This is a genomic window from Halomonas sp. AOP30-A1-24 (genome assembly GCF_052378165.1).
GTDB lineage: Bacteria > Pseudomonadota > Gammaproteobacteria > Pseudomonadales > Halomonadaceae > Vreelandella > Vreelandella citrativorans.
On the sequence record NZ_JBQSXL010000056.1, the window covers coordinates 1 to 5523 of the forward strand.

Genomic DNA, 5523 nt, shown 5'->3' on the forward strand with positions numbered 1-5523 from the left:
TAATGGGAAGATCTTGATCTTCTCCACTATTAAGGTAACGTTGTCGATGTTCATTTATCTGCATGCTCTTATAGCCTCATCGATAAACCGCAATGTGACGATTCACGGATTAATTCGTGTACTTCGTACGCTCAACTGCATCAAGTAATTCGCTACCGTGCTGAGCAGTAAATTCGTTACGAACTAATTCAGCTACCCTGCCATGCATAGACGCACGATCAGGCTGTTCTACGACTTGCATCCCCTTGTTCTTAAGAAATTCCAAGTCGCTAGATATCCTCTCTTGATTAATTTGGCGCTGATATTGAGCAGCGCTTTGTGCCTCATCACGCAATATGAGCTGTTGCTCTTCCGATAGCTCACTAAAGCGATTTTTATTCATAACCAATGGCGCTGCGGTATAGGCATGTGCCGTTAGTGAAAGATGTTTTTGAACATCATATAAGCTCGCCGAGCGAATTAAGCTAACGGGATTTTCTTGACCGTCTACTGTTCTGGTTTCTAATGCAGTGAAAAGCTCTGCGAAAGGCATGGGGACTGGATTGGCACCCAATGCCTCAAATGCAGCGATATGCACTGGATTAGGTGTCGTTCTTAATTTCAGCCCTTTGATATCATTAGCTGACTCGATTGCACGGCGCGAGTTGGTTAAATTACGAAATCCAATTTCCCAGAATGCGAGGCCTTCCAGGTTTTTCTCTCGCATGCTTGCAAGTAAGTTCAGTCCTATCTCTCCATCTAATACTCGATATGCTTGATCGTAGTTATCAAAAAGAAATGGCAGATCAAGCAAGCTAAGTTGGCTAGCTAATCCACTAAAATAAGGATTGCCAGATAATTCGATATCAATTGTTCCACTACGGACACCAGTGATCATGGCTTGATCATTTCCGAGTTGGCCATTTGGAAAAATACGAATATTAATTTCGTCGCCGCTACGTTCTTTTACTCTCTCGGCGAAGCGTAACGCGGCCAAATGTTGAGAGTCATCTACTGGGTGTGCATGGGCCAGTGTTAATGTTGTAGCCGCTTGGGTGTAGGCAAATGGAGCAAGGAGAGCCACCGATAACGTTGTAGCTATAACTTTTTTTAATAAATAGAACTTGGTTATCACTATGGTGGCCTCGAAGTTAGCGCGGTAATTCTAGATAGATTGCACTTTTTTCATTGCAGGATTCTCTTCTGGCATAAATTTGACTGGATTACATAACTTGCGGCCAAGAAGAGGTAGATCAATCTCAAAACGGTCACCGTCACGCACAGAAACATTGTCAGCAAAACTGAGCGTTGCAGTGCCAAAGTAATGCACATGTATATCGCCTGGGCGTCGAAACTGGGCGTACTTGAAATGGTGGTATTCCAGATTGGCTAAGCTATGCGCCATATTTGCCTCTCCGGTAAGAAATGTTTTTTCCCATAGAATTTTGTCCTCGCGAACAATTCGACTAGTGCCCTCTAAATGATCAGGGAGCTCACCCAGGAATAATTCAGGGCCAAAGCTGCAAGCGCGTAGTTTAGAGTGCGCCAACCATAAGTAATTAGCACGCTCAGTGATATGGTCGGAGAACTCGTTCCCAACGGCATAGCCAACCCTATATGGAGTACCGTCAGCAGCATTTATGTAAAGGCCAACTAACTCAGGCTCTTCGCCCGCATCTTCGGCGAAAAACGGCACCGTAAATGGGCTTTCTGGGGGAACGACGATGCTGCCATCACCTTTATAGAACCATTCGGGTTGAGCTCCCATTGTGCCTGCAAGAGGTTTACCTCCCTCAACTCCAAGCTTGAACATACGCATGGAATCAGTAAGTTCCTCATTGTTAGCTTGTACACTTGCATGCATTGCAGAGCGGGTATCGGCGCTGCCCAGATGGGTTAAACCAGTGCCGGTAACAAAGCAGTGGGCTGGGTCAGGATGTGTAAGCGGAGGCAGCAGTAAACCTAAATCTATTGCCTGATTGTAATCCAACAAATCATGGCTACGATGAGATTCAATGAATGCAGTAAGAGAGGTGCCCTCGTCGAGAGCGGCCTTTGCTAACGCATAGGTCCCTCCGGGGTAATCAATCACACGAAGCTGAATTGAACTTTCAACCACCGCGGCACGAATGCCGCGAGAAGTTTTCACTTGTACGATTCGCATTAGTAAGACTCTTATTCGATGATATGGAACTGATCAAAATAACGTTCGTTGAGCTTTAAGCCGAGGCCGGGCGTATTATCGTCAAGATCGATAAACCCATTGACTGGCTCAGGATCACCTTCAAACAGGTAATAAAACAGCTCGTTACCAATCTCTACATCGTGTACTGGGAAGAATTCGGACATAGGAGATGCAAGCGTAGACATTGTTAAATGATAGTTATGCATCTGACCTGCATGAGGGATGACAGGTACGCTAAACGATTCAGCAAGAGCATTGATCTTATGCGCGGAGGTAATGCCGCCAACCCGATTAGTATCGTATTGGATAACAGAAACTGCACGTTTTTCAAGCAGTTGGCGGAAGCCATAAGAAGTGAACTCGTGCTCGCCGCCTGAAATAGGGATACTGGTAAGTTGGTTGAGCTCTGCGTAGCCATCAATATCATCAGCAATCACTGGCTCTTCAAGCCATCGTGGCTGAAAGCGTTCCAATCGAGGTAACATGCGTTTGGCATACTCGAGGTTCCAGCCCATATAGCATTCAAGCATTAAGTCGATATCATCGCCGATTACTTCACGCACTGCCGCAACGCTATTCAGGTTTTCGCGCATGCCCGAAGGGCCGTCTTTGGGACCATAGCCAAAGCGCATCTTCATCGCTTGGAAACCTTGATCAAGATAAGACTGTGCTTCTTCCTGCATGCCTTTTAGATCAGTGCGATAAAGTTTGGATGCGTAGCAAGGAATTTTCTCTTTTGTGCGACCTCCTAATAATTTAAAAACAGGCTTGTTTACGGCTTTACCCATGATGTCCCAAATAGCAATATCGACTCCAGATATTGCCGCCATACCGATGCCTTTACGACCCCATGCATGCGTGGAGCGATACATCCGTTGCCAGAGATATTCGTAGTCAAAAGGATCTTGGCCAATTACTAGCGGGGCAAGATACTGATCGATAATTGCTTTAGCGATACGTGGTGCTAACGCCACATTGCCAAGCCCTACAATGCCGTTGTCGGTTTCAATTTCAACCACCGTCCATCCATGGAAGCGGAAGGTGCCCATGGAATCTCCTTTATCCCAAAGCTCATCCATTGCGTTGGAGCAAAAGTGAGGGGTCGGCGTTACAGTATGGCCTTTCCATTCAAATACGCGGGTGCGGACATTAGTGATTTTCATTAAGGTTTTCCTTAAGTGAGTATTTGGTTAAATATTGGTGTTCAGTCGCTGTTGACGAAGGTTCTTGCCCATCCGACAAGCGATGATGAAGGCGTTACGAGTTGGACTAACATTAGCTTTTCCTTGGCCAGCGATATCAAATGCCGTGCCATGGGCAGGAGTAGTAATGGGGATGGGAAGGCCTCCTTGTACAGTTACGCCCTCCATAAAGCCCATTAGTTTGATCGCAATTTGGCCTTGGTCGTGGTACATGGTGACCACTGCATCAAACTCGCCATCACGAGCCTTAATAAATAGGGTGTCGGCGGGGAGGGGGCCACTAATTGGATAGCCTTGGGCTCTGCACGCCTCAACCGCAGGCGTAATGATCTCGATTTCTTCGCGTCCACAAGTGCCGCCTTCCCCTGCATGAGGATTAAAGGCTGCTACTACAACGCGTGGCTCTGGATTGCCTGCTAGTTGCAGTGCGTCGTACATCAATCGGCTAGCCGCGACAATACGCTCTTCAGTGATATATTCGGCCGCATCTTTAAGTGGAATATGCGAGGAAATTCGGGCCGTCCACAGATTGCCCAAAGTATTAAACTCACAAAAATAGTTCTTAACATTTAAATAGTTAGCGAAGAAATGTAACTCGTCTTCATACTCAAGCCCGCCTTTTTTCATGGAGTATTTATTTAAAGGCGCAAAGCAAATCGCATCTACCTCATTGTCTAGCGCTGCACTCATACAGCGTTTTAACAATGCGAGTACGGAAGCACCGCCAGCAGCTGTTTCTTGTGCATAGCTAATGTCACTTTCAGCAACACTCTCTGTTGGTAAAAATACTGGGGTGGAGTGTAAACGTGCTTGGCTAAATTCGCTTATTTCAACCAAATTATGGTGAATGCCTGCAACACGTTGTCCTTCTTGCCACAGCCAGCGATCACCCAGCAATACGGTATGTACATCTTTAAAAAGGTCGGCTTCATTGAATAGCTTAGCGATTAGCTCTGGGCCAACACCAGCAGGGTCACCTAGGATTACCGCGATTACAGGTTTTGAATCTTTCATATAGAACTCCTGTTAAACGATTTTAATAAAACAGATCAACTAAATAGAGAGAAACTGCAGGAATATAGGTTACTAATAGTAATACGATAAACAATACACCGATCATAGGGAGGTTAACCCGGGTAGTATTCCACATATCGGTTTTAGCAATTGAACAGGCGGTGGCAAGTACAGACGCGACAGGAGGCGTTTGCTGGCCAATGGCTAAGTTAAGCGTCAGGATTAAGCCAAAGTGAATTGGATCAATGCCGATTTGAGTGACTAGCGGCATTACTATTGGCACTACTAGAATGATTGCTGCTGCCCCATGCAGGAACATACCTAATAAAAGTAGTAAAATATTGAGTAGTGCTAATACCGCAATAGGATTCTCAGTTAAAGTAGTGATTTGTTGCGCCAGTTGTTGCGGGAGTTGCATTTCTGTAAGAAATAGCCCTAGTACTGCTGATGTTGCGACTAGTAACATAACAACGGCCGTTTGTATAACGCCATCTGTTACCGCACGATAAAGAACTTTTAAGTTAAGTTCTCTATATGTAAGTCCGCCAATAATTAAGGCAGCCAGTACGGCTATGCCCGCTCCTTCAGTTGCAGTAACCAAGCCACCAAATATGCCACCTAGAATTATAATTGGTAGTAATAAGGCCCAGGCAGCTTCCTTGAAAGCTTTACCTAAGCGGCGAAGAGAAAAGGCTTCTTCGCGAGGCAAGTTATACTTAACTGCATAGTAGTAACAGAAACATGCAAGGCCGATGCCGCCAAGAATCCCTGGGATAATGCCTGCTACGAATAACTGAACAATAGAAACCTCGGCGATCGCTCCGTAAAGAATCATTGATAAAGAAGGAGGGATAATGACAGCCAAGGATGCAGACGAAGACGTGATAGCTGCAGAAAACTCGGGGTTGTAGTTTTTACGTTTCATTTCTGGAATTAAAATAGAGCCTGTCGCTGCTACGTCTGCAACAGCGGAGCCAGAAATTTCAGCAAAAAACATTGATACACCAACATTAACCATCGCCAGGCCTCCTCTTACAAATCCCACCATAGCTGTCACTAAATTGATCAGTCGGGTAGAAATGCCAGAGGTGTTCATCAGTGCGCCAGCAAAGATGAATAACGGAATAGCAATTAACGGAAAGT

The 5523-nt window shown here is 45.5% G+C and carries 5 protein-coding genes; all 5 read right to left on the bottom strand.

The genetic code is table 11. The features are described 5' to 3' along the window. Nucleotides 1-109: 109 nt before the first annotated feature. Entirely contained in the window at nt 110-1114 is a 1005-nt protein-coding gene (locus ACT3TJ_RS17635) for a TRAP transporter substrate-binding protein (RefSeq protein ID WP_441677556.1), read from the bottom strand. A gap of 30 nt (nt 1115-1144) precedes the next feature. Further along, nucleotides 1145-2143 carry an AraD1 family protein gene (araD1, locus tag ACT3TJ_RS17640; RefSeq protein ID WP_441677558.1) on the bottom strand — a complete coding sequence of 333 codons (999 nt, stop codon included), beginning with the start codon at nt 2141-2143 and terminating at the stop codon, nt 1145-1147. Between the two features lie 11 nt (nt 2144-2154). Next, nucleotides 2155-3327, bottom strand: a complete 1173-nt coding sequence (locus ACT3TJ_RS17645; RefSeq protein ID WP_444666099.1) for an L-rhamnonate dehydratase — start codon at nt 3325-3327, stop codon at nt 2155-2157. Between the two features lie 27 nt (nt 3328-3354). Further along, entirely contained in the window at nt 3355-4380 is a 1026-nt protein-coding gene (locus tag ACT3TJ_RS17650) for a 4-hydroxythreonine-4-phosphate dehydrogenase PdxA (RefSeq protein WP_087111138.1), read from the bottom strand. A gap of 22 nt (nt 4381-4402) precedes the next feature. Beyond that, nucleotides 4403-5523: TRAP transporter large permease (locus tag ACT3TJ_RS17655; protein ID WP_444666100.1), on the bottom strand; the 1121-nt coding region annotated here is incomplete at its 5' end.